The following is a 23,478-nucleotide window of genomic DNA, read 5'->3' on the forward strand; positions in this document are numbered from 1 at the left end:
GGGGGGCGTTGAGACTAATGCAGCGACGAAGGTACGCATCCGACTTGATGATCGCCGACCAACCAAACCGGGCCTACGTTGTTTCGTTTGGGTTAACGCCGGGAGTCGCCGAATAATCGTGTCGTAAATCGGCGAAATGTCAGGTTTTTTTGTCAGCCCCTTCCGGGTGGCACAATTCTTTCACTCAAGCGTTAACTTTAGGGCGGTCCCACCGAATGAAGTTATTAGCAAGGCTCCCGCGGACCCGCCCGCCTTATTTTTACTCCAAAGTTTATCGAATGAACCCTCCACAGCGGGAATTTAACCCCGAAATAAAACAGGCCATGGCCCGCGGAAAGCAGGAAGCCGAGAAAATGGGTCATACCTACGTTGGTCCCGAGCACCTGTTGCTCGGCGTCCTCAGCATGGGCGGCAGCCTCGCCACCCGCGTGCTGCGCAATCTGGCCGTTGACATTGAAGCTCTGACCGACACTCTGCGCGAGAACGTGCAGCGTAACGGCGGTCAGGCCAGCAGCCACACCATTTCCAAGCTTCCCCTGAACGACAAAGCCGATCGGGTACTGAAGGTCACCTTCCTGGAAGCAAAGGCGCTCAAAACTTCCCAGGTAAGCCCCGAACACCTGATCCTCTCTATTCTGCGGAATAAGGAACTGTCGGCCACCAAGATCCTGCGCCAGTTCGAAGTGGAATACGAAATTTATAAAGCAGAACTAGACTACGTGAAAGACGAGAAAGATTTTACCGAAGACGACACCCTGCCCATGAACCAGGCTCCCGGAAGTGGAGACGAAGGTTTCGAGGACGAAGACTCCGGTCGCGGAGGCCAGCGTGGCGGACGCGGTCAGGGAAACACCAAGTCCCGCACCCCCGTACTCGATAACTTCGGACGCGACATTTCCGCCCTCGCCGAAGACGATCGCCTCGATCCCATCATCGGCCGCGAAACGGAGATCGAACGGGTATCCCAGATTCTGAGCCGGCGCAAGAAGAACAACCCCATTCTGATCGGGGAACCCGGGGTGGGTAAGACAGCCATCGTAGAAGGACTCGCCCTGCGAATCCGCGACCGTAAAGTCAGCCGTACCCTCTTCGACAAGCGTATCGTGATGCTCGACCTCGCCGCCCTGGTGGCCGGAACGAAGTACCGCGGTCAGTTCGAGGAGCGTATGAAAGCGATCATGACCGAACTCGAAAAGAGCCGTGACGTGATCCTGTTTATCGACGAGATCCATACCATCGTCGGTGCCGGTGGAGCTACGGGCTCGCTGGACGCAAGTAACATCTTCAAACCCGCCCTCGCCCGCGGCGAGCTCCAATGCATCGGTGCCTCCACCCTGGATGAGTACCGTCAGCACATTGAAAAGGACGGTGCCCTCGATCGGCGCTTCCAGAAGGTACTGGTCAATCCGCCCAGCGCAGAAGAGGCTGTTCACATCCTCAACAACATTAAACCGAAGTACGAGGACTTCCACAACGTCAACTACTCCGACGATGCGATCGAAGCCTGCGTCAAGCTCAGCGACCGGTACATCACCGACCGCTTCCTGCCCGATAAGGCCATCGACGTACTCGATGAGGTCGGAGCCCGCACCCACCTGAAAAACATCACCGTGCCCGAGCACATCGAGCAGGTGGAGGCCAAGATCGAGGAGGTCAAGGAGCAGAAGAATGCCGCGGTGAAGAATCAGCAGTACGAGCGTGCCGCCGACCTCCGCGATCAGGAAAGCAAACTGCAACGGAACCTCGAAGACGCGAAGAAGCAGTGGGAGGAGGAAGCGAAAACCAAGCGCTACCCCGTCAACGAGGAAGACATTGCCGAGGTGGTGAGTATGATGACGGGCATCCCCGTACGCCGCGTAGCCCAGAACGAAAGCAAGAAGCTCGTGGGTATGGAAGGCGATCTGCAGTCCGTGATCATCGGTCAGGATGACGCCATCACGAAGGTGACCAAGGCCATCCAGCGCAACCGCGTCGGACTCAAGGATCCCAGCAAGCCCATCGGTACCTTCATTTTCCTCGGTCCTACCGGAGTCGGTAAGACGGAACTGGCCAAGGCCCTAGCGAAGTATATCTTCGACAGCGAGGAAAGCCTGATCCGGATCGACATGTCGGAGTACATGGAGAAATTCAGCGTCAGCCGTCTCATCGGCGCGCCTCCCGGATACGTCGGTTACGAGGAAGGCGGACAGCTCACCGAAAAGGTGCGGCGCAAACCCTACAGCGTGATTCTGCTCGACGAGATCGAGAAGGCTCACCCCGACGTCTACAACATTCTCCTGCAGGTGCTCGACGACGGGCAGCTCACCGACGGAATGGGACGGAAGGTGGACTTCAAGAACACCATGATCATCATGACCTCCAACATTGGCGTACGCCAGTTAAAGGACTTCGGTCAGGGGGTAGGATTCGCCACCAAGGCCCGCACCGAGAACGCGGAAGAGAACAGCAAGGCCGTGATCAACAACGCTCTGAAGCGCACCTTCTCCCCCGAATTTTTGAACCGGATCGACGACGTGGTTATCTTCAACAGCCTCGGACAGGAGGAGATCTTCAAGATCATCGATATTGCTCTGGCCGATCTGTACAAGCGTCTGAACGGACTTGAATTCAGCCTTACGCTGGACGAAGCCGCGAAGAAGTTTGTCGCCGAGAAAGGTTTCGACCCCCAGTTTGGGGCACGTCCGCTGCACCGGGCTATTCAGAAGTACATCGAGGATCCCCTGGCGGAATACATTCTCAATAATAACCCCGAGGGCGGAGCCGCGCTCCTGGCTAAGCTCAACGAGGCCGGTGACGGCCTGGAGATTGCCCAGCAAGAGGCGGTCACTTCGGAGGAATAGTCGACGATTTACGATGAACGGGCGTTTTGCTCCACGCAAGTGGGGTAAAACGCCCGTTTGCCGTATGCTCGTTGAACTTTATCCAGATCATTCTTTTTAATTTGCAGTATGATGTCCGACTATCCTGGCCGGACCGCTCATTTTTTATCACTTAATCACCATTCTATTGGCAAAGAGAAGAGGCGGCGGCCGTAATCGTTACACACGCAGAGAAGAACCCACCCCCCAATATCGGATCAATGACATGATCCGTGTTCCGGAAGTACGCCTGGTCGGCGATAACCTGGAGCAGATCAGCGAAGAACTCGGCACTAAAGTGGAAAGCGGCGTGTACGACATCCGCCAGCTCAAGGGCTGGGGACGCGACCTTGGTCTGGACCTGGTCGAGATCAGCCCGAACGCCAGCCCGCCGGTAGTCCGCATGACCGACTACAAGAAATTTCTGTACGAGAAGAAACGTAAGGAAAAAGAAATTCGCAGCAAGGCGGTCAAGACCGTCATCAAGGAGGTACGTTTCGGGCCCAATACGGACGACCACGACTTTGATTTCAAGGTCCGGCACGCCCGCGGCTTTCTGGAAGACGGTGCTAAGGTGAAGGCCTACGTCCACTTCCGGGGCCGGTCCATCGTCTTCAAGGACCGTGGAGAACTGCTGCTTCTGCGCTTTATGAAAGAGCTCGAGGATCTGGGTGCCGCCGAGGCGATGCCCAAGATGGAAGGACGGCGCATGAACGTCATCATCAGCCCCAAGAAGGTCCCGAAAAAGTCGAAGTCCAAATCTAACGAAGACCAGGACTCGGAATAATCGGTTCACTCCGACAGATCATTACCACCCGCGCCCGTCCGAGTTATCGGGCGGGCGCTTTAGTACCCCCTACCCTTGGCCCAGATCAAGACTTCCCGCTTCACCTCCTCCCACGCGCGCGTGCACCAGACGCCGCGCGACGGCAAACCCGAATTCGCCTTCATCGGCCGCAGTAACGTGGGTAAAAGCAGCCTGATCAATATGCTGGCCCAACGGAAAGAACTGGCGCATACGAGCGGTAAACCCGGGAAGACGCAACTCATCAATTACTACCTCATCAACGAAAGTTGGTACCTCACCGACCTGCCGGGTTACGGCTACGCCAAACAGAGCAAGAAGACCCGCTCCAAGTGGGAGAACCGGACCGAAACGTACTTCCTGCAGCGACAAACCCTGGTGTGTGCTTTCGTACTCGTCGACAGCAACGTGCCTCCCCAGACCATTGACCTTGAGTTCATTAATTGGCTGGGCGAACACGGCGTTCCCTTCGTGATCGCTTTTACCAAAACGGACCGGAAGCAGTCGCGCGACGGGGGAAGCGTAGCGGACTTTAAAAAGGCTCTGGAGGAAAGCTGGGAAGAGCTTCCTCCCATCTTCCTCACGAGTGCCACCAAGGAAACGGGGCGTGATGATATTCTCGAGTTCATCGAGTCCACGCTTACCGGCTTGCACTGGCCTTTTTATGGCGAAACCAAGTCGTAACTTTACCCCCTTCCACCCCCGCGGTTAAACTTCAACCCGATGCCTGCTACCCTTACCGAAACTACCCTTCCCCCAGCCCGGTTCGAGCGGGAAGGTAAGCGGTACGCGCACACGGCTCCCGACATCGAGCAGTGGGATATATACCAAATCAGCGAGGACCGGGAGGCTTTCATCAAGGCCCTCGAAGCCTCGAGCGCCCAGCGCATCATTCAGGAAGCCGGCGATACCCTGCCCGACGTACTCAGCAAAACCATCTTCAGCGAACAGGAACGCACGAAGAACGAACCCTGGAAGGTCGACCCGCCGAAGGAGAGAAGCTACTGGAAGCACCTGGCGAAGTTGTTGGCTACCCAGAGCCTCGATCAGGACGAGCCCACCAGCGCCGACGAAGCCGCCCGCAACATTCTGCAGCGCATCGTACACCGCTACGCCGAGGAGATCGTCGGTACGTTCAAGATCCCCACCTTCCACTTCGCCCGCCGCTTTCTCACGTTCTTCTTCGGTCGCCTCCTCAACGCGGCCAGTGGGCGGACCTTTAAGAGTTTATTTTCAAAAAAGATCCTGCTGGAGGAAAAGCTGCTGGTGCGCGGATACGTAGAGCAGGTACGTACGCTGAGCAAACAGGGCACCCTGGTTATGGTGCCTACCCATTTCAGCAATCTGGACAGTATCCTCATCGGCTACGCCCTCGACCAGGTCGCCGGCCTTCCCGCCATGAGTTACGGGGCGGGGCTGAACTTGTACAATACCGGCTACACGGCCTACTTCATGAACCGCCTGGGAGCTTACCGCGTCGATCGCCGGAAACGAAACCCCGTGTACATGACCACCCTGAAGATGATGAGCAAACTGCTCATTCAGCGCGGGGTGCCCTCCCTGTTTTTTCCCGGCGGAACCCGTTCCCGCTCCGGCGCGCTCGAGACCAAGCTGAAAATGGGTCTGCTCGGTACCGCCGTCGAGGCCCAGCGGGCGCGGTATCAGCAGGGCCGGAACGATAAGATCTTTATTGTTCCGGTGATCCTGAGTTACCCCTTCGTGCTCGAAGCCCAGTTTCTGATCGAGCAACACCTGCGCCGTGAGGGCCAGGATCGCTACATCAAGGCTAAGGATAGCTTCCACTCCATCCGGAGCATCATGAAGTTCATCTGGGGGGTATTTAGCAAGGGAAACCAGATCACCATTACGCTGGGCCAGCCCCTCGACGTTCTCGGCAACCGGGTAGCCGTGGACGGCAAGAGCTACGGCCTGAACGGTCGTCACGTCAGTACCCGTGAGTATTTCCGCGACCAGTACGGTCAGATCAACAAAGACCTACAGCGCGAGAGCGAATACACCCGTTTGCTGGCTAACCAGATCGTCAAACAGTACCATTACGATGGCATCGTGCTTCCGGGACACCTCGTCAGCTACGCGGCTTTCATTATGCTGGAACGTACGTTCATTAAGGACGACCTCTACGCCATCCTGCGGCTACCCGCCGAAGACTTCTACTTCCGCCGGGATGCCCTGGTGAAGGTGGTCGGCCAGTTGCGCGACAGGCTACTCCGGCTGGAGGCCGACGGCAAGGCGAAGGTCTGCGAAGAACTGCGGGGATCGGCCGAACAGATAATCGTGGACGGCATCGGTAACATCGGGAACTATCACATCGATAAGCCGCTGAAGTATGACGCCACCGGGCGCATCGTCAGCGACAATTTTTCGATGCTCTACTACTACCACAATCGCCTGTCCACCTACCGCCTCCGCGACCGCCTGTCCTGGCCGAAGGAAATGATCGGCGACGAGCGAAAGGAGTAAGGATCAGAGGACGGGGGTTCCTGACCCCAAACGGATGGTGTGCATGCCGGGGGTGTAAGTCTGCGTGATCCGCTCCACAATTTCCTGGTATAGGGCTTCGTCGGTGCTGAAGTCCGCGCCTCCCAGATCGAGCACGACCACCGGAACGTCCCGCAGCGTGCGGAAATAATTAAAGTAAGCAGACTGTACGGACGTCAGATATTCCTCCTTAATGTCTTGCTCGAAACTCCGCCCCCGCCGGGCGATGTTCGCGCGCAGGTCGGCAACCGGGCGGTGCAGGTAGACGATCAGGTCGGGCGGGGGAAAGTTGACGTCGAGCGCCCGGAAGAGTCGGGCGAAGAGGCGGAACTCCTCCTCCGTAAGGCTGTTGCGGGCGAAGAGCAGCGTTTTGACGAACAGATAATCGGAAATTGCCCCCTGGGTGAAAAGTTCGCTACGGGTCAGCTCCGTCTGTAACTGCTTATGCCGCTCGGCCATGAAGAACAGTTCGACGGGGAAGGCATAACGCTCCGAGTCACGGTAAAACAGCGACAGAAAGGGGTTATCGTCGAACTCTTCCAGGATCAGTCGTCGGTTAAAGCGTTCGGCGAGCATGGTGGCCAGGGTCGTCTTGCCGGCACCAATATTGCCTTCGATAACGGTAAAGGGTGGTAAGGACATAGCTACATTTGGGAATGGCAAAACTAACCCTCTCCACGGGATCCAACGTCGGCGACCGCGAATTCTACCTCGCGCGCGCCGGTTCGTTACTGGAAGAGCGACTGGGTACCATCGTTTACCGGAGTGAGGTGATCGAAACGGCGGCCTGGGGCTACACCGAGCAATCCCCCTTTCTCAACCAGGTGTTGGTGCTCGAAGCCGAGGTGGAAACGTCGGGACCGGCGATCGGCCCCGACCTCCACCGTTTACTCGACATCACCCAGGCCATCGAGGAAGAACTGGGGCGGCAACGAACCCTGAAGTGGGGCCCCCGCACCGTCGACATCGATCTGATCTTCGTGGATGATCTCCGCTACGAAGACGAAAGGATCAGCCTGCCGCACCCGTGGTGGCGCCACCGGCCGTTCGTCACCCAACTGCTCCCCCCCGACCTTATGCGGGAACAGGGCGTTATTGGTGAAAAGTAACCGCCGTGTTTTCGATGACCGACAAGCGGGGAAGTTTGCCCTCCCGAAACCGGCGTCCGACCGTAGCGATATCCCGGTCCTCGCCGTCGACACCGTAATTGACGTAATCCTGGACCAACACCCCGTCGATCCGGCGTTTGTTGACCGCTTCCCGGAACCGCAATCCCCCCTCGTTAACTTCGAAGGTGTAGGCCAGGAAATCGAGCTCCCCGGTTTCCCGGTTAAAGAAGTACCGGTACACATCGTCGAAGTCGGTCCCACCACCCTCGGCGTCGAAGGTGACTTCCACCTGGTCGTATACCGCGTCGCGGATGTGGAGGGTATCGAGCAGACGGGTATTCACGGAAGGGTCCCGCAGCCCGTATGGGAGCATGAAGAAGTACCGGACCGAATTGACCGAACGGGCGTAGGCCGCGCTGTCCTTGGCCGACAGGACCGCGGCCGTATCGTTGATGGTCCGGCGTAACCCGTCGTTGTCGAGCTGGTCGTGGATCCGGTTCCCCGTACTATCTACAAACTGACGGGTGTACCGGAAGCTGCCCCCGTCGGTGGTGATTCGGTAGTCCCGCTCCCGAAAGGTAAAACTGACGTCCGTAGTGCCGAAGTCCTCCAACCCATGCGCCCGGACCGCCCGTTCGATCACCGCGTCGGCATCAGCTGCGGGAGTGGATTCGTCGGCGGGGCCGCAGGAGCCGGCTAATACGAAAAACAGCAGTGTAGTCAATAAGTAACGGAAAATTCTCATGAAGTTTGTTTTACAATTACGGGTCGGAGGCGTTGACCAGGGCATGAGATACATGCTCTATGGTTTGCTCTCAGGATTTTTGCTGGGCTCCTGCGCCCCCGCCCAACCGGAGTCCGGGGATGTATCCGCAAAGGAAAAGATTTTGCGGGAGGAAAAGTTATTTCACGAAGCCTACGAAAGCCTGGATGCCGCCGTGCTGGACCGCTTACTCACCGCAGAATACACGCTTTCCCACCGGGGGCGGGACGGTTACAAGACCCGCAGGCAATTTCTGGACGAACTCGGACAGTTACGGACGATCTTCCCCGCCTTGCGCATCACTACCGATAGCATTCGGTACGAAGCCGTCGACGACGGTGGGCGCACGCGGGGATTGCGGACCTTCACCTGGCGTCAGGATGGGACTTCCGGCACGTACCGGGAGCGGTATACAAATTACTGGCAGTGGGATGCGGGCCGTTGGCGACTTACGTCCACCGAATTGTCCACCGAATGAGGATACGATTGCTACTCCCCGAACCGGAAGAACTGCGGACGTTGATCCGGGGGGCGGACGACTTTCGGGGGCGATCGCTTGTACCCGGTGCCCTGCCGCCACGGGTTATTCTCGATCAGTACCGCTACTTTCCTACCGGGACCGCACGGGCGTACCGGTGGACGGTGCCCTACCTGATCGAAGCCATCCCCGATAACCTGATCGTGGGTACTATCGGAGGAAAGGGACTGCTCGATGGGGAGGATGAAGTGGAACTGGGCTACAACGTTGCCCCGGAATACCGCCGGCGGGGGATCATGACGGCCGCGATTGCCGCGGTGACCCGCCTGGCCCGTCGGGATGAGCTGAAGTTGATCGCTCACCTGGAACCCGACAATCGTCCCTCGCGGATCGTACTGGAGCGTAACGGCTTCGTGCACGAGTCTACCGTGAGTCTCCCGGCGAGTTTCGCGCTGGAACGCTGGCGGTGGTCACCGGATTAAGACCATGCTCCCCTTGAAGGCCTCGGGATTGCCTTCGGCGTTGGTAAACACCACGTCCCACAGGTAGCCGCCGGCCGGACTGTTGGAGCCGCGGTAGGTACCGTCCCAGGCCTCCTCGAAGGTAGTCGTGGAGTAGATCATCTCACCCCAGCGATTCCAGATGCGCAGTTGGTAATCGCTCGCGCCCTCCCAGATACCGACCGGTCGCCAGGAGTCGTTAAGGCCATCTCCGTTGGGGGTGAAGGCATTGGGGGCGGAAAAACTGTTCTTCAGGTAGAGTCGGATGTCCTTGGATAGCGTATCGCGGCAGCCGCTCGGATGGGTAACGACCTGGGTGACCCGCAGCGTCGACGTATCGCGGAGGCGGTACAGAATATCGGGGCCGGGCGCGGAGAAGATCGCGTTGCCGGCGCGGTCGGCAATGTCGTAGCGCTGGGAGGTAGCTCCGGTACTGCGGTCCAGAATATTGACGTCCGGGAAGATATTGCTCGGCTGTTCGGGAGAAAAGACGAAGTCGGCCTGGGGAGAACCCCGCACGTCAACCAACTCCCGAAAGGTGGTGTCGACGAAGCACCCCCGGGGACTGGTAATGGCGAGATAAACGTCGTAAGTCCCGACCTCCTGGTAGGTGTGTAGCGGGTCGCGTTCGTCTGAGGTCAGGCCGTCACCGAACCGCCATTCGAACTCGTAGGTGTCGTCGATGGGAATGGATCGGTTGACGAAGCGGTTTTCGTAGGGGGCGCACCCGAATGCGTCCGGAGGGTCCAGAATGATCGTTCGCGGGGCGGGGAAGTAGTCTACGGGTGCCGAGATTTCATCCTGGCAGCCGTTCTCGTCGGTGACCAGCAGACTGGCGGTAAAACTTCCCGGCGCCCGGTACTGGTGGCGGGGTTCGATCGACCGGGCGGCCGGGGAATCGTCTCCGAAGTCCCATTCGTGGCTGGTGATGCGCTGACCGCCCACCGCCAGCGATTCGTTCGTGAACGCGATCGGTAGCGGATCGCACACCACCGTCGTGGAAGAGAACTTAGCCTCCACGGCCGGGTAAACCCCGAGTAGAAAGCGTGCGGTGTCCTTGCAATTATCGGCGAAGGTGTTACGATTGAGCAGCATCACCCCCTCGTACACGCCGATCTCCTGGATGTTGGTGGCAAAGTCCCGGCTCGTCGCGGTGATGAGTTGTCCCCCCGGTCCGATCATCTCCCAGTCGTAGCTGCTGATCGATTGTTGCAGCGTGCTTTCGTTAATGATCGTATTCGGTCCCGGACCGCACTGCCGGATAAAAAACCGGCCCTGTTCGTCGATTTCGGTTTCGAGCAGGTCGGCGTTGACCGTATTGCCGCAGCGGGCGACGTTCAGTTGGAACTCACGTTTCGTTTCGCTGATCATGACGGGGTTGGGTCCCCGGCTCCATTCCTCCACGCAGACGCCCAGCACGTGGGTGCCCGGGTAGATGGGTAGGCCGGACAGTTGCCCGGTAGCGGGATCGAGCTCGAGCGTGCTGCCCACGCCCAGCTGATCGTCAACCGAGTACCGGGGCCCGACCCAGGGTACGGCTTCGTAGGGATAGGGGCTTTCCTCCAGGGGCACGATGTCGTCGAAGTAGGTCGCGGTCACGAAGCCGGTATTGGGGCCACCGTCCGTGCCGCCCCCTAGGCGTGGGTCGCAGAAGCGGTACACGAGACTGTCACCATCCTGATCGGTGGCGCCGAGGTCGATCTGGAAGGGCTCGTCGATGCAGATGGCGATCGGGGGGTCGATGTTGAACTCCGGGCTGGAGCTGAGCCAGCGCTGAGCCTCCGGCGTAATGCGGATGAAGTAGGTCGCGCCGATTTGTCGGGGGTTCAGCAGGTTGCGGATACTCTCGTTCCGACAGCAGCGCTGGTAGACGAAGGTGTAGGTCTCCTCCGAGATGGGTAATTCCTGAATGAAGGTGTAGATACCGATCTCCTGACAAATGGGTTCCGTGATCACCAGGCAGGGATTGCCGAGATTGATGGGCACCGTCTCGAAGCGGTCCAGCGTGATGGCCCGTTGCCGGATGTAGTAGTTATCGCCGTTGTAAATACTGATGTGCCCGTCGGCGCTCGGAACCTCCCGCGTGGCCCGGGGGTCGTTGCCGTCGAACCAGGCTCCGGCACCAATGCAATCGCGGTACATGTTTATCGTGATGCGGTAGCGAAGGATGCCGGTGGAGGGGTCGTCGTTCTTGTATCCCAACAACTCGTACTGGAACTCTCCGCCAACGATGTGATCGGCGAATAAGCTCGTAGGCAATAGGGCCGCCAGGATAAGCACGGACAGCCACCATCGGTGACAAGCGGAATGATTCAAGGACTAAATTTTAGAATGCGAACAATCTACGGGACAAAATACAGTTTCCTTAGCTGTACGGATGTCCGGACGATTGCTTCCCGTGTCGCTTGGCCGCCCGTAGCTAATTAAGTATCCGTTCTTACGGATTACCGACCGTTTTCGTCCCCGCAAAGGACCTGCATTTCACTCACCTACACACCCCGTTCTTTCCCGTCTTTTGGCGGGAAGGGCAGTAGATCGTATAAATGATTAGTACCGATACAAATTCTAACATGCTTCACCGTCTGCCACATAGGGGCGTTGGTGCGCTTTCAACCATAAAGGGCGGGGGCCTGGTGCTGCTTCCCACCGCGAATCTCTGGCAGGTCGTTACGGATGCCCGGCAACTGAAGTCGGTCAACCGCCTGGTCGGCGTGTGTCCACCCAGCCGACTCAACTGCCCGGAACTGATCTTCGCCGACCGCGAGATGCTGCTGAGCTGGTTTCCCCGGCTCCACCCGAAGATCGACACCCTACTTAGTTTCCACGGTCGGGTGCTCACTGTCAAGGTTCCGGCTACGGTATCCGTTCCCGAGATCATGGTGGACCGGCGTGAAGAAGTGGCCGTGCGGCTTGCGCTCGACAGTTTTTGCTACCGCCTCACCGAAGACCTGGAAGCCCCCCTCGCGGCCTGCCTGGCGATGAACGACGTGCAGGCGGGCCTGCCCACCCGCTTCGGCAAGATTCGCTCCGACGTACTGCGGCAGGCCGATTTCACGGTGCAGCGGCGACAGCGCGATCAGCTCGACACCCGGGCGGCCGTGGCCATCCGACTGCAGGACGACGAGATCGAGTTTTTGTAGCGATCCGCCGTATCTTGGCCCGCCCCAGCCAAGTGCGCCCCTATGATCGACCAGCTCGAAGCCATTTATCACCGCTTTAAAAACCTCGAGGAACAACTTTCCGACCCCGAGATCATCACCGATCCCGAGCGCTTTACCCGCGTCAACAAGGAATACGGAAAGCTGCGGCCGGTAGCCGATACCTACCTCCGCTACAAGGACCTGACGGACAATCTCGCCTCGGCCGAGTCCATGCGCAAGGACCCCGATCCCGAAATGCGGGAAATGGCGCAGCTGGAATACGAAGATCTTCGGGAGCAGAAAGAATCGCTCGACGAGCAGGTAAAGATCATGCTCATTCCCAAGGATCCCGAAGACGAACGGGACATCATCATGGAGATCCGGGGCGGTACGGGCGGAGACGAGGCAGCCATTTTCGCCGGCGACCTCTTCGATATGTACAAGCGCTACACGGAAACCCAGGGGTGGAAGATCGAGGTCATCGACGAGAACGAAGGCACCGCCGGTGGCTACTCCAAGATCGTGTTTGAGGTGCACGGCGACGACGTGTACAGCAGCCTGAAGTTCGAATCCGGCGTCCACCGCGTTCAGCGCGTACCCAAGACCGAAAGCCAGGGCCGCGTGCACACCTCCGCCGCAACGGTAGCCGTGCTGGCAAAAGTGGAGGAGGAAGACGTCAACATCAATAAGGCCGACCTGAAGATCGACACCTTCCGGGCTTCGGGTGCCGGCGGGCAGCACGTAAACAAGACGGAATCCGCCATCCGCATCACCCACCTGCCTACGGGCATCGTTTCGGAAAGCCAGGACGGACGCAGTCAACACAAGAACAAGGAGATCGCCATGGCGCAGTTGTACCGCCGCATTAAGGATGCCCAGGACTCCGCGGCCGCTTCGGAACTCGCCAGCGCGCGTAAGTCGCTGGTGGGCAGCGGCGACCGGAGTGAAAAGATCCGCACGTATAATTATCCCCAGAACCGCGTAACCGATCACCGCATCAACCTGACGCTGCACAGCCTCGACAAGATCGTGGCCGGCCACCTCGAACCCATCATCGAGGGGCTTCAGGTAGCCGAGAACGCGGAGAAAATGAAAGAAGGCATATGAACCCCTTCCTCCCCTTCCTGCTCACCCTCCTGCTGACCCTCTCCTGCGACCCCGTCGCCCGGGAGGCCCGCAAAGCCGCCGCCGAAAGTGAGGTTACCACCTTTATTCTCGTGCGCCACGCCGAAAAAGACTTCGGCGACGATCCCGTCCTTACGGCGGAAGGGACCGCCCGCGCCGAGCGTTTACGGGATATGTTGAAGGAAACCACCGTGCACGAGGTATACACGACGGATACGCGGCGTACCCGCCTGACCGCTCAGCCGACCGCCGAAGCCCACCAGCTCGAAGCCAAGGTCTACCGGATCGACTCCCTCGAGGGGCTCGCCTCCCGCCTACGCAACGTGCACGCCGGTCAGACGGTACTCATCGTGGGCCACAGCAACACGACGCCCGAACTGGCCAACTACCTGGCGGGATCCCGGGAACTCGACCGCTTCAGCGAACTCGACTACGGTAATCTGTTGGTGGTTACCGTGCCCCCCACCGGCAACCCCCGGGTGCTGAAACTCCGCTACTAAATTTTGGTTCCCGGCGACTGGCTGAGCCTTATTCTGGCCGTAGGCTTCCCGGTGCTGGCCGTACACGCCGCGGACCGGGGATGGCTACCCGCCTGGTGCAGTAGTATCGTAGCCTGCTACGGCATCGGAATCATCGTCAGTAACCTTCGCCTCTGGCCGGTCGATTCATCGCTGATGGAGACCGTGGCCGGTGGCGGGATGCTGGTGGGGCTTCCCCTGCTGCTTTTTTCGGTGCGCATCGCCGAAAGCCTACGCCACGCGCGCCGGATGCTGTTGTCCTTCGCACTCTGCTGCGTTTCCGGCCTGTTCTTCACCTCCGTAGCCTGCCTGCTCTTCAGCGACGCCCTGGCGGACAGCTGGAAAGTGGCCGGCATGCTTACCGGACTCTACACTGGCGGCACCCCAAACGTGCAGGCCATCGGACTGGCTTTACGCGCGCCCGCGGAGTATCTCGTCCTCATCCAGGCGGCCGACGTGTTGCTGGGGGGAGCCTACCTACTTGGTCTCGTTACGGTACTGCCCGCCCTCTACGGTCGCTTCTACCCTATCCTTCCGGCAAATGTCAGCGGCGGGGACGCGGGTGCCGCGGAGCACCGACGGAGCAACGGTTTTTGGCACACCACCCGACAACTATTCGCGGGACTGACGGTACTCGGAGCGGGTCTGCTGCTGTGCCGGCTCATCAGCGGAGTTTGGCTTGATCCCACCATCATCATTCTTGCGATCACTACGTTGAGCCTGGTTGTTGCGGCCAGTCCCGCCCGCCGCTTCATCGGAAACAGCTACCCCCTAGGTGAATATTTCGTCCTCATCTTTTGCGTGGCGCTGGGACTGATGGCCGATTTTCGGGCTCTGGCCGCCCACGGGCGGGAGTTGTTGTACTTCTCGGCGATTGCCCTAGTGGGTACGACCGTACTCCACCTCATCCTGTGCCGCCTGTTCCGGCTGGATCGCGACACCGTCATTCTGAGCTACGTGGCCGCGCTGTACGGACCGGTATTCGTGGTGCAGGTAGCCGCCGCCCTGCGGAACCGGGAGTTACTGGCGGCGGGGATTGGTGTTTCCCTAGTTGGATTCGGAATCGGCAACTATCTCGGGATCGGCGTTGCTTACCTTCTCTTTTACCTTACTGCTTAGCCGCTTGCGGGGAGTAAGGGACAGAGTGGAACGACCGCTGAAGATGTTGGAGATACGGTACCGCGTATCGTTAAAGATGGTCAAAAACTTACCGGACTCGTCGTAGAGGTCGTCGCTCATCAACAGCGCCACCGGCCGGAGAGGCTCAATGTGGGTGAAGAGAATACGGATCATCGCCAGAAGGGGTATGGCCAGGATGATCCCCGCGATTCCCCAGAAAAAACTGCCCAGGATGACGGCGATGATGGCCGCCAACGCATTGATCTTCACGCTTCCCCCGAGCACCTTCGGAGTGATCAGGTTACCCTCCACGAACTGTACGGTCACGTAGAGTACCACGACCAGGAGCGGCGCCAGCAGACTTTCCGTTGTAGCGATGGCAAACAAAAACGGAAGCAGTCCACCGATGACGGTACCGATGTACGGAATGATGCCCAGTACGGCAGCCAAAAAGCCCCATACCAGGTAGTAGTCGATCCCGATGGCAAACAGGCCGATGCTGTTCAGAATACCCAGAATCAACATTACCAACCCCATGCCGCCGAGGTAATTTTTCGCGACCTGCTGGACTTCGTTAAGGGTTTGCAGACCCTCCTTCTGAATATCGTTGCTGAGCTGTCCGAGCACGAAGTGTTTCATGGCCGTGCGGTACAGCAGAAAGAAGAAGGTATAGATCATGACCAGGGAAAAGTTGGCCAGAAGCACGCCACTGGTAGATAGTCCGGTAGAGACGATGCCCAACGGCTCACTGGATACGCTGGTAATGGCCTCGTCGATGTAGGTTTCCACCTCCTCTCCCGTCAGACCGAACCGTCCGCCGCCGTATTCCGCCCACTCATATAGGGTTTCCTGCAGACCGGCGTAGATGTCATCCGCTTCGGTGAGAATGGCCTGCACCTGGTTGAAGAAGAAGAAAATTACGCCGATCACGATCACGCTCGCCGTAAATAGGGTCAGAATTACGGAAAGGATACGGCTCGAAAAGAGATCCTCGAACCGGCGACAAACGGGTTGAAGCATCAGGGCGAAGAAAATGCCGTAGGTGATCGGAATAAAAAATGATCTGCCCGCGTACAGTGCGTAAAGCACTATAGTCAGGCAGATCAAGAAATGAGCCAGTCGCTGAAAACTGATGCTGGAGGTTTCCCTGCGGCTGGGTGGTTTTTTCATATTAATCCTCGGGTGATCCTCCCCGCTTGTAGTACTGCATGAAGGCAAAGCCGATGATCATCACGAAGACCAGCGTTTCCATGGCGACGAAGAAGCTATTCATCATCGCATCGGCGAAGGTTTCGTTATCATTCAGGAATTGCTCGAATCCCAGGTCAGGACTGAAGGCCGAAAGGGTTATGTTCAGAATGGCGATCGTAGCCGTGGCCCACATACCGATACGGAAGAGTAAGCCGATCTCCGCTTTAAATACTCCATTGCTATTGTAGATTGCCTCGGCGTACTGCTTGGTGGAGTACCAGATCACGGGGATGATCAGCAGGTGCTTAGCGAAACGGACACTCATCGGTAAGTCGAGGTATACCAAGTTGACGACCAGCAGGTATACCGATACTGCCAGTCCGAGAATGATCCCGTACTTACGCCCCTCGCGATCTACGTTGAAATTGAACGCGGGAGGCGCATCGAGATGGGGAGGATTTTCGTGGGTCGTGGAACTCGTCTGAGCCATATATGGGGTAAGTTGATTAATGTTAAATTAAGAGTTTTATCCTACAAATTTGCGCCGTGAACGCTGCAATTCGTCGAGTTCGCGCTCCAGTTCGCGTACCCGGCGAGACTTCTCCTCGGCGGTCTGAAGTTCGTCACCGACCTCATCACGGGTATCTTCGATCTTGCGTTGCAGCTTTTCAATTTTATCCTCGTACTTCGCGATCTTTTCGCGGGCTTTCTCGGCGTCCTTCGAGGCCGAAGAAGAATCATCGCGTACGTCTTCCAGGAGTTCCCGGGTTTCGTTGATGCGTTCGTCGAAGTAGGTGGTGTAAAAGTACGTTCTAAATTCTTCGAGCACCCCCCGGGCCGCCGAATAAGTGGCGGCGTGGTTCTGTTGAGTGACCACGTCCGACTCACTGAAGGTGATGGCCAGATTGACTCTGCTCCTATCCTCGCCCCCTTCCACGCTGGTGTAGAGGTCAAACGACTTATCGCTGAGGGCGGGTAGATTCACCTGCTCGGCCAGATAAGCGATGTCGTTTCCGTCCTTATCCGCCCGGTCGATGTCTACGTCGTAGCGATCCTCCCAGAAATCTTGCCAGGGATCGTACACGGCCTCGACGGGGGCTTCCAGGGTCAGGGACAACGACGGCAACTGTCGCTTATCGTATTCCACGGTAGCATCGCGGAGTTGCGCCGTCTGTTGGGCGGCAACCGGGAATGCTCCACAGAGAAGCAGCAGGGGAATAAAATATTTCATGGCTTGTAGGATTGGAATCTTGCGACTCGGTCGGTTAAGGTTTGTCGTAGTGTTCGTTGCGGTCCTGGGGAACGGTCTTATACCGATCGGCCCGATTGACCCAGACGAGAATCTCCTGATGTTGAGTGTGCAGGATCTCTTCCGCAAAGTCGTGGACGTTATCGTTGGCCAGGGCGTGTTCGTAAGCCTCGCTGATGCTCTCTTCGTTCTGGTGAGCGAGGGCCGCCATTTCCACGACGTTCTTGGCCTGAATAGCACGATTGAGGGCGGCCTCATTGCGCTTAAGTTCCGTTTCTCCGCTCCGTGATGGGGTATGTACCCCGCCGGAGATATCCTCCAGAATACCGTTGAGTTTGCCGAGCATTTCCTCGTGGTAGGCGGCAAGCGACTCAAAAAAATCCGCCGCCGTATCGTTCGTCGATCTGATCGCGGTTGCCATCTCCCGGTAGTAGCTGGCCGACTGTCGGTGACTCATCGCGATCTCGCTGATGGTGGTGTCGGTGCCCTCGGGGCGAATCTCGTAGGGCGTTTTCATATCTTCATTATTGTCCATGACGTTAAGCTTTTTCTACTTCGGATTCAGACTTGAGTACGTGGTCGCCGTCATCCTGTTTGATGTACAGCGCCTTATTCCCTGACTCTCCGTTACGGGTTACTTCATTTCCCTTAATGGTTTTGGTCACCTTTTCGGAGTACGTCTCCTCGACGGTCCCCGTGGCTTCACCGTTGCCCCACTTCCACTTAACTTTCGTTCCCTTGCGTATCATATGCTGGTTTTCGGTCGAATAAAAAACCCGGTGGAGTGGGTTCTATACCATCTCCACCGGGTTGAGTTCAGGCGGTTAAGCGTGGATTACTCCAGGTCGCCTTCGGGATCCATCGAACGCTCGATGTCCTTCAGCAGACGGTCCGACTCGTTCTTGAAGTCGCTCCATCCCTTTTTCACGTCACCCTTGAAGTCTTTCCAACCGTTCTCCATGTTGTTACCAACGCGGTCCATACGATCGTCCAGATCATCACGGTAGGCCTTGAGTTCGTTGTACTCCTCTTCCATCTCGGCGCGGGCCTCGTCGGAAGCGTTCTCCATCTCGGCCTCCATCTCATTGATGCGGTTGTCGAGGTTGGTGCGGGCGTTGCGGAATTCGCGGTCGAGTTCGTTGCTTTCTTCACGCACTTCGGCACCCATGTTGGCTACCGCGTTTTCGGTTTCCATTTCCATTTCGTCGGCGGCGTTGTCAGCGGGCGAATTTTCGGCGCAGCTGTAGAACATGCCGGAAAGGCTGAGAAGAAGTGCTAAGGTTAGAATGCGGAATTTCATAGTTAAATTACTTTGGTTAAGAGTGTGTCAGAGAGCGAGTTAGCTGGTTTTTGCTGAGTTAGTATTCTCATGCTCTCTGTCCATAAAACAGCCATTTAGCGGGGTTGTTCGTTTCCGGGGTTTTCGTCGTCCCCGTTGCTTTCCATCTGCAGTTTCATTTCGGACAACTTCTCTCCTCCCTTGATCCCAAAATCGAGGGTACGGATGGGGAACGGAATCATGATGTCGTTGTCGTCGTACGCCCGCTTGATGGCCATGATGGCATCGCTCTGGGCGGCGAGATAATCAGCCTGTCCGCTCTTCCCCTGGGCCAGCCAGAAGCGCAGGGTATAGTTGATGGAGCTGTCCCCGAATTCGTTGAAGAAGAGCTGGACCTCCTTCGTAGTATCGTAGGCCACCCGCTCCTGAATAGCGGCGATGGTCAGCGCTTTCACCTTGTCGAGATCGTCGCCGTAGCTGACGCCACAACTCAGATCGACTCGCCGCATTCCGAGTTTGTTGTAGTTCTTGATCGGCTCCTGGGCCACGATTTTGTTCGGGATCATTACGTCCTGCCCCTGGAGCGTTATCAGGGTGGTATGCCGCAGCGTGACTTCCTTTACTTTGCCGAAATAACCGTGCACTTCGATGAGGTCGCCCTCACGAAACAGCGTGCGTACCGATAGGAGAATGCCGCTGAAGAGGTTGAGAATAGGATCTTGAAAGGCCAGACCAAGCGCGAGACCCACTACCCCGGCACCCGCCAGGATGTTCTGCACGATGCCGGTCAGGTTCAGCACCGAAAGAGTCAGGAACAGGAAGGCCAGTACCAGCAGTATCGTCAGAAAGGAACTCAGCAGTCCGGCCACCGTAGAGTCGTGGACCAGGCGACGGCTCAGCCGGTTGAAGTACTTTTTGGCGAAACGGGTGACCAGGTAGCCGACGAAGACGACAATGACGGCCAGCAACATGTTGGGGAGGTTGCGCAGCAGGAGCGCCCACCAGCGCTGTAATTCATCAAATAAAGGTTGGAAATCGAGCTCTAGCCCGAACAGTTCGAATAGGTACATAAGGTAAGTTGATCTCCGCTATAACTCCGAACCCCAACCGGTGTTCAAGCCGATTCGGACCACTCCCGCCGCAATTCAGCCAGATCTACGGCCACTACGCCCGGCCGGGCAATAACCTGAGCGCCGGCCAGATTCGCCAGGCGTGCCGCCGCGGTCAGGGACATACCCGCAGCGATCCCCGATGCCGCCACGCTGATCACCGTATCGCCGGCGCCGCTCACGTCGGCAATCCGGCGCGCGTGGGTCGGATGAATTTGGGAATGGCTCCCGTCGTGGGTGTAGATCCCGTGTTCGGACAGGGTGATCATCACCTGCCGGCAGTTCAGGCGTTCGAATACGAGGGCGGCAGCCCGGTCAAGATCGGCCAGCGTGGGCCGGATGGGAAAGTCCACCTGCTGCTGCATTTCCCGAAGGTTCGGTTTGAACAACTGCACCCCCCGGTAGGCCCAGAAGTTACGGTGCTTGGGGTCGACGGCGGTCGGGATATTGCGGTCAGCGGCCATGGCGATCAGCCGCTCGATGGCGTTTACGGTCAGCACGCCTTTGTTGTAGTCCTGTAGCAGCACCAGGTCGCAGCCCTCACCGTCGATTTGCCGCCGTACGGCTTCGATCAGCCGATCCACAGAGGCGGAGAGCAAATCGTTGGTGTGCTCGCGGTCGATGCGGAGGAGTTGTTGATCCTGGGAAATGATCCGGGTTTTCACGGTAGACAAGCGTCCGCTTTCGGGGATCAAAAGATCATCCGGAATGCCGTGATCATTTAGCAGGGTGCCAAAGAGTTTAGCATTTTCGTCATCCCCTACGGCTCCCGCGAGTCCCGCCCGCACGCCTAAAGCACGCAAGTTAACGGCCACGTTACCGGCGCCGCCCAGGCGGTTCTCCACCCGCTCCATGCTGATGACGGGCACCGGGGCTTCCGGGCTGATCCGGTCTACGCGCCCCGACAGATAGCGGTCGATCATAATGTCGCCGACTACCAGGACGCGTAAACGGGAAAAGTCAGGAAGCATAGGGTGGAAGGATGGCGTTACGCGAAGATTTCGGTACCGGCAAAGTGGAAGCTGCTTTCGATGCTGGCGTTGTCGTCGCTGTCGCTTCCGTGCACGGCGTTCTCTCCGATGCTGGTGGCGTACTTGGCGCGGATCGTACCGGCGGCGGCCTCCTCGGGGTTGGTGGCGCCGATGAGCTTCCGGAAGTCCTCCACGGCATTCTCCTTCTCCAGCACCGCAGCGACGATGGGACCGCTGCTCATAAAGCTTACGAGATCATTGTAGAACGGGCGGCCCTGGTGGACGGCGTAGAACTCTCCGGCCTTTTCGGCACTCAGCTTAGTGTACTTGAGGGCGACGATCCGGAATCCGGCTTCGTTGATCTGCTGGAGGATCGCTCCGATGTGACCGTTCTTGACGGCATCGGGCTTGATCATGGTGAAGGTGCGGTTAGTGGCCATGGGGTATTCAATTTAGGTTTGGAGCCGCAAAAGTATGAAGTTTTGGCCACCCCACCATTTTTTCGGAACTTTGCGCGTCCTTTCCGACGCCGCCCCCTTATGCACGACAACATATCCGTAGCCCGCCAATTACTCGCCAGCCGCCAGGAGATTGTCGTGTTCAGCCACCGCAACCCGGACGGGGATGCGATCGGCTCCTCGGTAGGCCTGATGCACTACCTCCGCGACCGGGGGCACGGCTGTACGGTCATCGTACCGTCGAATTACCCCGAGTTTCTCCAGTTTCTGCCGGAGGTCGATTCCATCATCATTTTTGACGACGATACGGAGCGTGCCCAGGAAGCTATCCGCGCCGCAACTCTGTTCTTCCTGCTGGATTTTAATTCCTTCGATCGCATCGACCGGATGGCCGATAACATGATCAACGACGACCGGCCGCGCATCATGATCGACCACCATCTGCACCCGGAGCCGATTGCCGATCCCGTCTTCAGCCGGCCCGACCGCAGCTCGACCTGTGAGATGGTCTACGAGTTTATCGACGCGCTGGGCCACGCGGATCACGTAACCAAACACGTTTCCGATAGTCTGTACACCGGCATCCTGACCGACACCGGCGGGTTCAAGTACAGTACGACGCCCGATCTGTTCCGGACCGTGGCCAAGCTGCTTGAGGCCGGTACCGATGCCTACAAGATCGCGGACCACGTCTGGAACAATTTATCCGAAAAACAACTTCGGTTGCTCGGGCACTGCCTGGCCAACCGCATGGAACTGCTGCCGGAATACCGCACCGGTATCATTTACCTCAATAAGCAGGATTACGAGGATTTCGACATTCAGCGGGGCGATACGGAGGGTATCGTGAACTACGTGCTCCGTATGCCGGATCTGATGATCGCGGCCTTCATCCACGAGCAACCTACCATCGTGAAGCTCAGTCTGCGCTCCAAGGGAACCATGGACGTGCAGCAAATTTGCCGGGAACACTTTCGTGGCGGCGGCCACCGCAACGCGGCCGGGGGCGCAAGTTTCGCTCCGCTCGGCACAACGATCAACCGCTTCAAGAAGCATCTGCCGAAGTACGCAGACGAAATCGAGGCGGCCTACTTAGAATTTAACAATCAATAATTTATGCGTACTAATTTATTCTCCCTGCTCGCGGGGATGATCTTCTTCGCCGCCTGTAGCGATTCGGGCAAGGAAGGGATGCAAACCACCGAACTCGGTAATCGCTTTACGTACGTCACTACCAACGACGACGGAGCACTGGCCGAACCCGGCGACTTCGTGTACATCCACGCCATCCTCAAGTCGGAAAGCGACAGCGTCATTGTCGACACCCGGGAACAGGGCGGAGAGCAACCCGCCATCCAGGTCGTGGCCGACTCCCTGGCTAAGGAGACCCTCGGACCCGTGCAGGACGTCGTGCGCAAACTCCGCGTGGGCGAGCGCGCCGTGATCCGCACCAACATCAGCGCCTACCCCCCCAACGCCAAGCCTCCCGGAATGCAGAACGATACGGTCCTGCTGTACGACATTGAAGTAACGGAGATCGTCGATCAGGCCGAATTCGACAGCCGCCAGCAGGCGCTTGCCGCCGAGGCACAGCAGAAAGCCGCGGTCATCCAGGGTCGGGAAGAAGAAATGCTCGCCTTCACCCAGCAGGTATACGAAGACTACAAGTCCGGCAAACTGGACGGTGAACTGCAAACCGGAGAAGGTGGTCTGCGCTACATCATCCACGAGGAAGGCACCGGAGAAGAAGCCGAAGCCGGACGGGGCGTCGTAGTTCAGTACATCGGCCGCCTGACCTCCAACGGTGAAGTTTTCGACCAGAGCTTCGAGCGCGGACAGGGCATTCCCTTCCCCCTCGGCACCGGTCGCGTGATTCCCGGTTGGGATAAGGGTATTGATCTGCTGCAGGAAGGCGATCGCGCTACCCTCATCATCCCCTCCGATATGGCTTACGGTCCCCAGGGATCCCCCGGCAGCATCCCCCCCGACAGCGAACTGATGTTCTACGTCGAGCTGGAAGACGTGCAGTAGGGTTTTTAGGCTATTAGTGCTTTAGGCGGTTAGTGCTTTAGGCTATTAGTATCTTAGGCAGTTAGTGCTTTAGGCTATTAGTGTTTTAGGCAGTTAGTGCTTTAGTCCGTTATTATTTTAGGCGGTTGGTGCCCAGGGAGTTGTGGTGGACAACAGTACAGTTACACCATCACACCGAAGCACTAACCGCCTAATGCCTAACTGCCTAACTGCCTAACCTACTAACGAACTAACTGCCTAACCTACTAACGAACTACCCCCCTAACCCCCTAACCC

At 57.9% G+C, this 23,478-nt stretch carries 25 protein-coding genes; 13 read left to right on the forward strand and 12 right to left on the reverse strand.

Annotated elements, in window-relative coordinates; translation table 11 throughout:
- Nucleotides 1-278: 278 nt before the first annotated feature.
- From NMA52_RS05560 to NMA52_RS05575, 4 genes are all read left to right on the forward strand, one after another.
- Nucleotides 279-2,840 (forward strand): ATP-dependent Clp protease ATP-binding subunit, encoded by a 2,562-nt coding sequence (locus NMA52_RS05560; RefSeq protein ID WP_254826660.1) that lies wholly within the window; start codon nt 279-281, stop codon nt 2,838-2,840.
- Nucleotides 2,841-3,006: 166 nt separating this feature from the next.
- Nucleotides 3,007-3,645, forward strand: a complete 639-nt coding sequence (gene infC / locus NMA52_RS05565) for a translation initiation factor IF-3 (RefSeq protein ID WP_256534139.1) — start codon at nt 3,007-3,009, stop codon at nt 3,643-3,645.
- Between the two features lie 75 nt (nt 3,646-3,720).
- Entirely contained in the window at nt 3,721-4,347 is a 627-nt protein-coding gene (gene yihA / locus NMA52_RS05570) for a ribosome biogenesis GTP-binding protein YihA/YsxC (RefSeq protein WP_256534140.1), read from the forward strand.
- Nucleotides 4,348-4,386: 39 nt separating this feature from the next.
- Nucleotides 4,387-6,144 carry a 1-acyl-sn-glycerol-3-phosphate acyltransferase gene (locus NMA52_RS05575; RefSeq protein WP_254826662.1) on the forward strand — a complete coding sequence of 586 codons (1,758 nt, stop codon included), beginning with the start codon at nt 4,387-4,389 and terminating at the stop codon, nt 6,142-6,144.
- A 3-nt stretch (nt 6,145-6,147) separates the two neighbouring features.
- On the opposite strand, the gene NMA52_RS05580 is transcribed toward NMA52_RS05575, so the two are convergent.
- Entirely contained in the window at nt 6,148-6,804 is a 657-nt protein-coding gene (locus NMA52_RS05580) for a deoxynucleoside kinase (protein ID WP_254826663.1), read from the reverse strand.
- Nucleotides 6,805-6,818: 14 nt separating this feature from the next.
- Between NMA52_RS05580 and folK the strand changes: the two genes are divergently transcribed.
- Entirely contained in the window at nt 6,819-7,271 is a 453-nt protein-coding gene (gene folK / locus NMA52_RS05585; protein ID WP_254826664.1) for a 2-amino-4-hydroxy-6-hydroxymethyldihydropteridine diphosphokinase, read from the forward strand.
- On the opposite strand, the gene NMA52_RS05590 is transcribed toward folK, so the two are convergent.
- Nucleotides 7,255-8,016, reverse strand: coding sequence for a DUF6503 family protein (locus NMA52_RS05590; protein WP_254826665.1), 762 nt, complete (start codon nt 8,014-8,016; stop codon nt 7,255-7,257). The two genes, folK and NMA52_RS05590, sit on opposite strands and share 17 nt — an antisense overlap.
- On the opposite strand from NMA52_RS05590, the gene NMA52_RS05595 reads away from it, so the two are divergent.
- Nucleotides 8,015-8,512 carry a nuclear transport factor 2 family protein gene (locus NMA52_RS05595; RefSeq protein ID WP_254826666.1) on the forward strand — a complete coding sequence of 166 codons (498 nt, stop codon included), beginning with the start codon at nt 8,015-8,017 and terminating at the stop codon, nt 8,510-8,512. The two genes, NMA52_RS05590 and NMA52_RS05595, sit on opposite strands and share 2 nt — an antisense overlap.
- Nucleotides 8,509-8,994, forward strand: a complete 486-nt coding sequence (locus tag NMA52_RS05600) for a GNAT family N-acetyltransferase (protein WP_254826667.1) — start codon at nt 8,509-8,511, stop codon at nt 8,992-8,994. Before NMA52_RS05595 ends, NMA52_RS05600 begins: the two co-directional genes overlap by 4 nt.
- On the opposite strand, the gene NMA52_RS05605 is transcribed toward NMA52_RS05600, so the two are convergent.
- Nucleotides 8,983-11,328: a PKD domain-containing protein gene (locus NMA52_RS05605; RefSeq protein WP_254826668.1), complete on the reverse strand. Its 2,346-nt coding sequence runs from the start codon at nt 11,326-11,328 to the stop codon at nt 8,983-8,985. The genes NMA52_RS05600 and NMA52_RS05605 overlap by 12 nt on opposite strands.
- A 254-nt stretch (nt 11,329-11,582) precedes the next feature.
- On the opposite strand from NMA52_RS05605, the gene NMA52_RS05610 reads away from it, so the two are divergent.
- Genes NMA52_RS05610 through NMA52_RS05625 form a run of 4 tightly spaced genes read left to right on the forward strand, consistent with a single transcriptional unit; the run spans nt 11,583 to nt 14,914 of the window.
- A complete protein-coding gene (locus NMA52_RS05610) occupies nt 11,583-12,152 on the forward strand; it encodes a Sua5/YciO/YrdC/YwlC family protein (protein WP_254826669.1) in 570 nt (189 codons plus the stop codon).
- A gap of 42 nt (nt 12,153-12,194) precedes the next feature.
- On the forward strand, nt 12,195-13,259 hold the full coding sequence (gene prfA / locus NMA52_RS05615; protein WP_254826670.1) for a peptide chain release factor 1: 1,065 nt from the start codon (nt 12,195-12,197) through the stop codon (nt 13,257-13,259).
- Nucleotides 13,256-13,777 carry a histidine phosphatase family protein gene (locus tag NMA52_RS05620; protein ID WP_254826671.1) on the forward strand — a complete coding sequence of 174 codons (522 nt, stop codon included), beginning with the start codon at nt 13,256-13,258 and terminating at the stop codon, nt 13,775-13,777. The genes prfA and NMA52_RS05620 overlap by 4 nt, the downstream gene beginning before the upstream one ends.
- A gap of 3 nt (nt 13,778-13,780) precedes the next feature.
- Nucleotides 13,781-14,914, forward strand: a complete 1,134-nt coding sequence (locus tag NMA52_RS05625; protein ID WP_254826672.1) for a DUF819 family protein — start codon at nt 13,781-13,783, stop codon at nt 14,912-14,914.
- On the opposite strand, the gene NMA52_RS05630 is transcribed toward NMA52_RS05625, so the two are convergent.
- The 9 genes from NMA52_RS05630 to NMA52_RS05670 form a co-directional block, all read right to left on the reverse strand.
- Nucleotides 14,843-16,084, reverse strand: coding sequence for an AI-2E family transporter (locus tag NMA52_RS05630; RefSeq protein ID WP_254826673.1), 1,242 nt, complete (start codon nt 16,082-16,084; stop codon nt 14,843-14,845). The two genes, NMA52_RS05625 and NMA52_RS05630, sit on opposite strands and share 72 nt — an antisense overlap.
- A gap of 1 nt (nt 16,085) precedes the next feature.
- On the reverse strand, nt 16,086-16,595 hold the full coding sequence (locus tag NMA52_RS05635; protein ID WP_254826674.1) for a hypothetical protein: 510 nt from the start codon (nt 16,593-16,595) through the stop codon (nt 16,086-16,088).
- Between the two features lie 36 nt (nt 16,596-16,631).
- Entirely contained in the window at nt 16,632-17,336 is a 705-nt protein-coding gene (locus tag NMA52_RS05640; protein ID WP_254826675.1) for a hypothetical protein, read from the reverse strand.
- Between the two features lie 34 nt (nt 17,337-17,370).
- Complete coding sequence (locus tag NMA52_RS05645) at nt 17,371-17,889, reverse strand: hypothetical protein (RefSeq protein WP_254826676.1); 519 nt, start codon at nt 17,887-17,889, stop codon at nt 17,371-17,373.
- Nucleotides 17,890-17,893: 4 nt separating this feature from the next.
- A complete protein-coding gene (locus NMA52_RS05650; protein ID WP_254826677.1) occupies nt 17,894-18,103 on the reverse strand; it encodes a DUF2945 domain-containing protein in 210 nt (69 codons plus the stop codon).
- 86 nt (nt 18,104-18,189) lie between these two features.
- The gene (locus tag NMA52_RS05655; RefSeq protein WP_254826678.1) at nt 18,190-18,654 is read right to left on the reverse strand and encodes a hypothetical protein; all 465 of its coding nucleotides are present in this window, start codon (nt 18,652-18,654) and stop codon (nt 18,190-18,192) included.
- A gap of 95 nt (nt 18,655-18,749) precedes the next feature.
- On the reverse strand, nt 18,750-19,703 hold the full coding sequence (locus tag NMA52_RS05660; protein WP_254826679.1) for a mechanosensitive ion channel family protein: 954 nt from the start codon (nt 19,701-19,703) through the stop codon (nt 18,750-18,752).
- A 44-nt stretch (nt 19,704-19,747) separates the two neighbouring features.
- Entirely contained in the window at nt 19,748-20,713 is a 966-nt protein-coding gene (locus NMA52_RS05665) for a bifunctional heptose 7-phosphate kinase/heptose 1-phosphate adenyltransferase (RefSeq protein ID WP_254826680.1), read from the reverse strand.
- Nucleotides 20,714-20,730: 17 nt separating this feature from the next.
- Complete coding sequence (locus tag NMA52_RS05670) at nt 20,731-21,153, reverse strand: nucleoside-diphosphate kinase (RefSeq protein WP_254826681.1); 423 nt, start codon at nt 21,151-21,153, stop codon at nt 20,731-20,733.
- 99 nt (nt 21,154-21,252) lie between these two features.
- On the opposite strand from NMA52_RS05670, the gene NMA52_RS05675 reads away from it, so the two are divergent.
- Nucleotides 21,253-22,284: a bifunctional oligoribonuclease/PAP phosphatase NrnA gene (locus NMA52_RS05675; RefSeq protein WP_254826682.1), complete on the forward strand. Its 1,032-nt coding sequence runs from the start codon at nt 21,253-21,255 to the stop codon at nt 22,282-22,284.
- Between the two features lie 3 nt (nt 22,285-22,287).
- Nucleotides 22,288-23,202, forward strand: a complete 915-nt coding sequence (locus NMA52_RS05680; RefSeq protein WP_254826683.1) for an FKBP-type peptidyl-prolyl cis-trans isomerase — start codon at nt 22,288-22,290, stop codon at nt 23,200-23,202.
- The last annotated feature ends 276 nt before the right edge of the window (nt 23,203-23,478 follow it).

The sequence above is a fragment of the Lewinella sp. JB7 genome, assembly GCF_024297185.1.
Lineage (GTDB): Bacteria > Bacteroidota > Bacteroidia > Chitinophagales > Saprospiraceae > Neolewinella.

Excerpts from the sequence above, each read along its gene's own strand:
- NMA52_RS05560 (WP_254826660.1), top strand. The coding sequence starts at position 279 with ATGAACCCTCCACAGCGGGAATTTAACCCCGAAATAAAACAGGCCATG.
- NMA52_RS05575 (WP_254826662.1), top strand. The coding sequence starts at position 4,387 with ATGCCTGCTACCCTTACCGAAACTACCCTTCCCCCAGCCCGGTTCGAG.
- NMA52_RS05580 (WP_254826663.1), bottom strand. The coding sequence starts at position 6,804 with ATGTCCTTACCACCCTTTACCGTTATCGAAGGCAATATTGGTGCCGGC.
- folK (WP_254826664.1), top strand. The coding sequence starts at position 6,819 with ATGGCAAAACTAACCCTCTCCACGGGATCCAACGTCGGCGACCGCGAA.
- NMA52_RS05595 (WP_254826666.1), top strand. The coding sequence starts at position 8,015 with ATGAAGTTTGTTTTACAATTACGGGTCGGAGGCGTTGACCAGGGCATG.
- NMA52_RS05590 (WP_254826665.1), bottom strand. The coding sequence starts at position 8,016 with ATGAGAATTTTCCGTTACTTATTGACTACACTGCTGTTTTTCGTATTA.
- NMA52_RS05600 (WP_254826667.1), top strand. The coding sequence starts at position 8,509 with ATGAGGATACGATTGCTACTCCCCGAACCGGAAGAACTGCGGACGTTG.
- NMA52_RS05610 (WP_254826669.1), top strand. The coding sequence starts at position 11,583 with ATGCTTCACCGTCTGCCACATAGGGGCGTTGGTGCGCTTTCAACCATA.
- prfA (WP_254826670.1), top strand. The coding sequence starts at position 12,195 with ATGATCGACCAGCTCGAAGCCATTTATCACCGCTTTAAAAACCTCGAG.
- NMA52_RS05620 (WP_254826671.1), top strand. The coding sequence starts at position 13,256 with ATGAACCCCTTCCTCCCCTTCCTGCTCACCCTCCTGCTGACCCTCTCC.
- NMA52_RS05630 (WP_254826673.1), bottom strand. The coding sequence starts at position 16,084 with ATGAAAAAACCACCCAGCCGCAGGGAAACCTCCAGCATCAGTTTTCAG.
- NMA52_RS05635 (WP_254826674.1), bottom strand. The coding sequence starts at position 16,595 with ATGGCTCAGACGAGTTCCACGACCCACGAAAATCCTCCCCATCTCGAT.
- NMA52_RS05640 (WP_254826675.1), bottom strand. The coding sequence starts at position 17,336 with ATGAAATATTTTATTCCCCTGCTGCTTCTCTGTGGAGCATTCCCGGTT.
- NMA52_RS05645 (WP_254826676.1), bottom strand. The coding sequence starts at position 17,889 with ATGGACAATAATGAAGATATGAAAACGCCCTACGAGATTCGCCCCGAG.
- NMA52_RS05650 (WP_254826677.1), bottom strand. The coding sequence starts at position 18,103 with ATGATACGCAAGGGAACGAAAGTTAAGTGGAAGTGGGGCAACGGTGAA.
- NMA52_RS05655 (WP_254826678.1), bottom strand. The coding sequence starts at position 18,654 with ATGAAATTCCGCATTCTAACCTTAGCACTTCTTCTCAGCCTTTCCGGC.
- NMA52_RS05660 (WP_254826679.1), bottom strand. The coding sequence starts at position 19,703 with ATGTACCTATTCGAACTGTTCGGGCTAGAGCTCGATTTCCAACCTTTA.
- NMA52_RS05665 (WP_254826680.1), bottom strand. The coding sequence starts at position 20,713 with ATGCTTCCTGACTTTTCCCGTTTACGCGTCCTGGTAGTCGGCGACATT.
- NMA52_RS05670 (WP_254826681.1), bottom strand. The coding sequence starts at position 21,153 with ATGGCCACTAACCGCACCTTCACCATGATCAAGCCCGATGCCGTCAAG.
- NMA52_RS05675 (WP_254826682.1), top strand. The coding sequence starts at position 21,253 with ATGCACGACAACATATCCGTAGCCCGCCAATTACTCGCCAGCCGCCAG.
- NMA52_RS05680 (WP_254826683.1), top strand. The coding sequence starts at position 22,288 with ATGCGTACTAATTTATTCTCCCTGCTCGCGGGGATGATCTTCTTCGCC.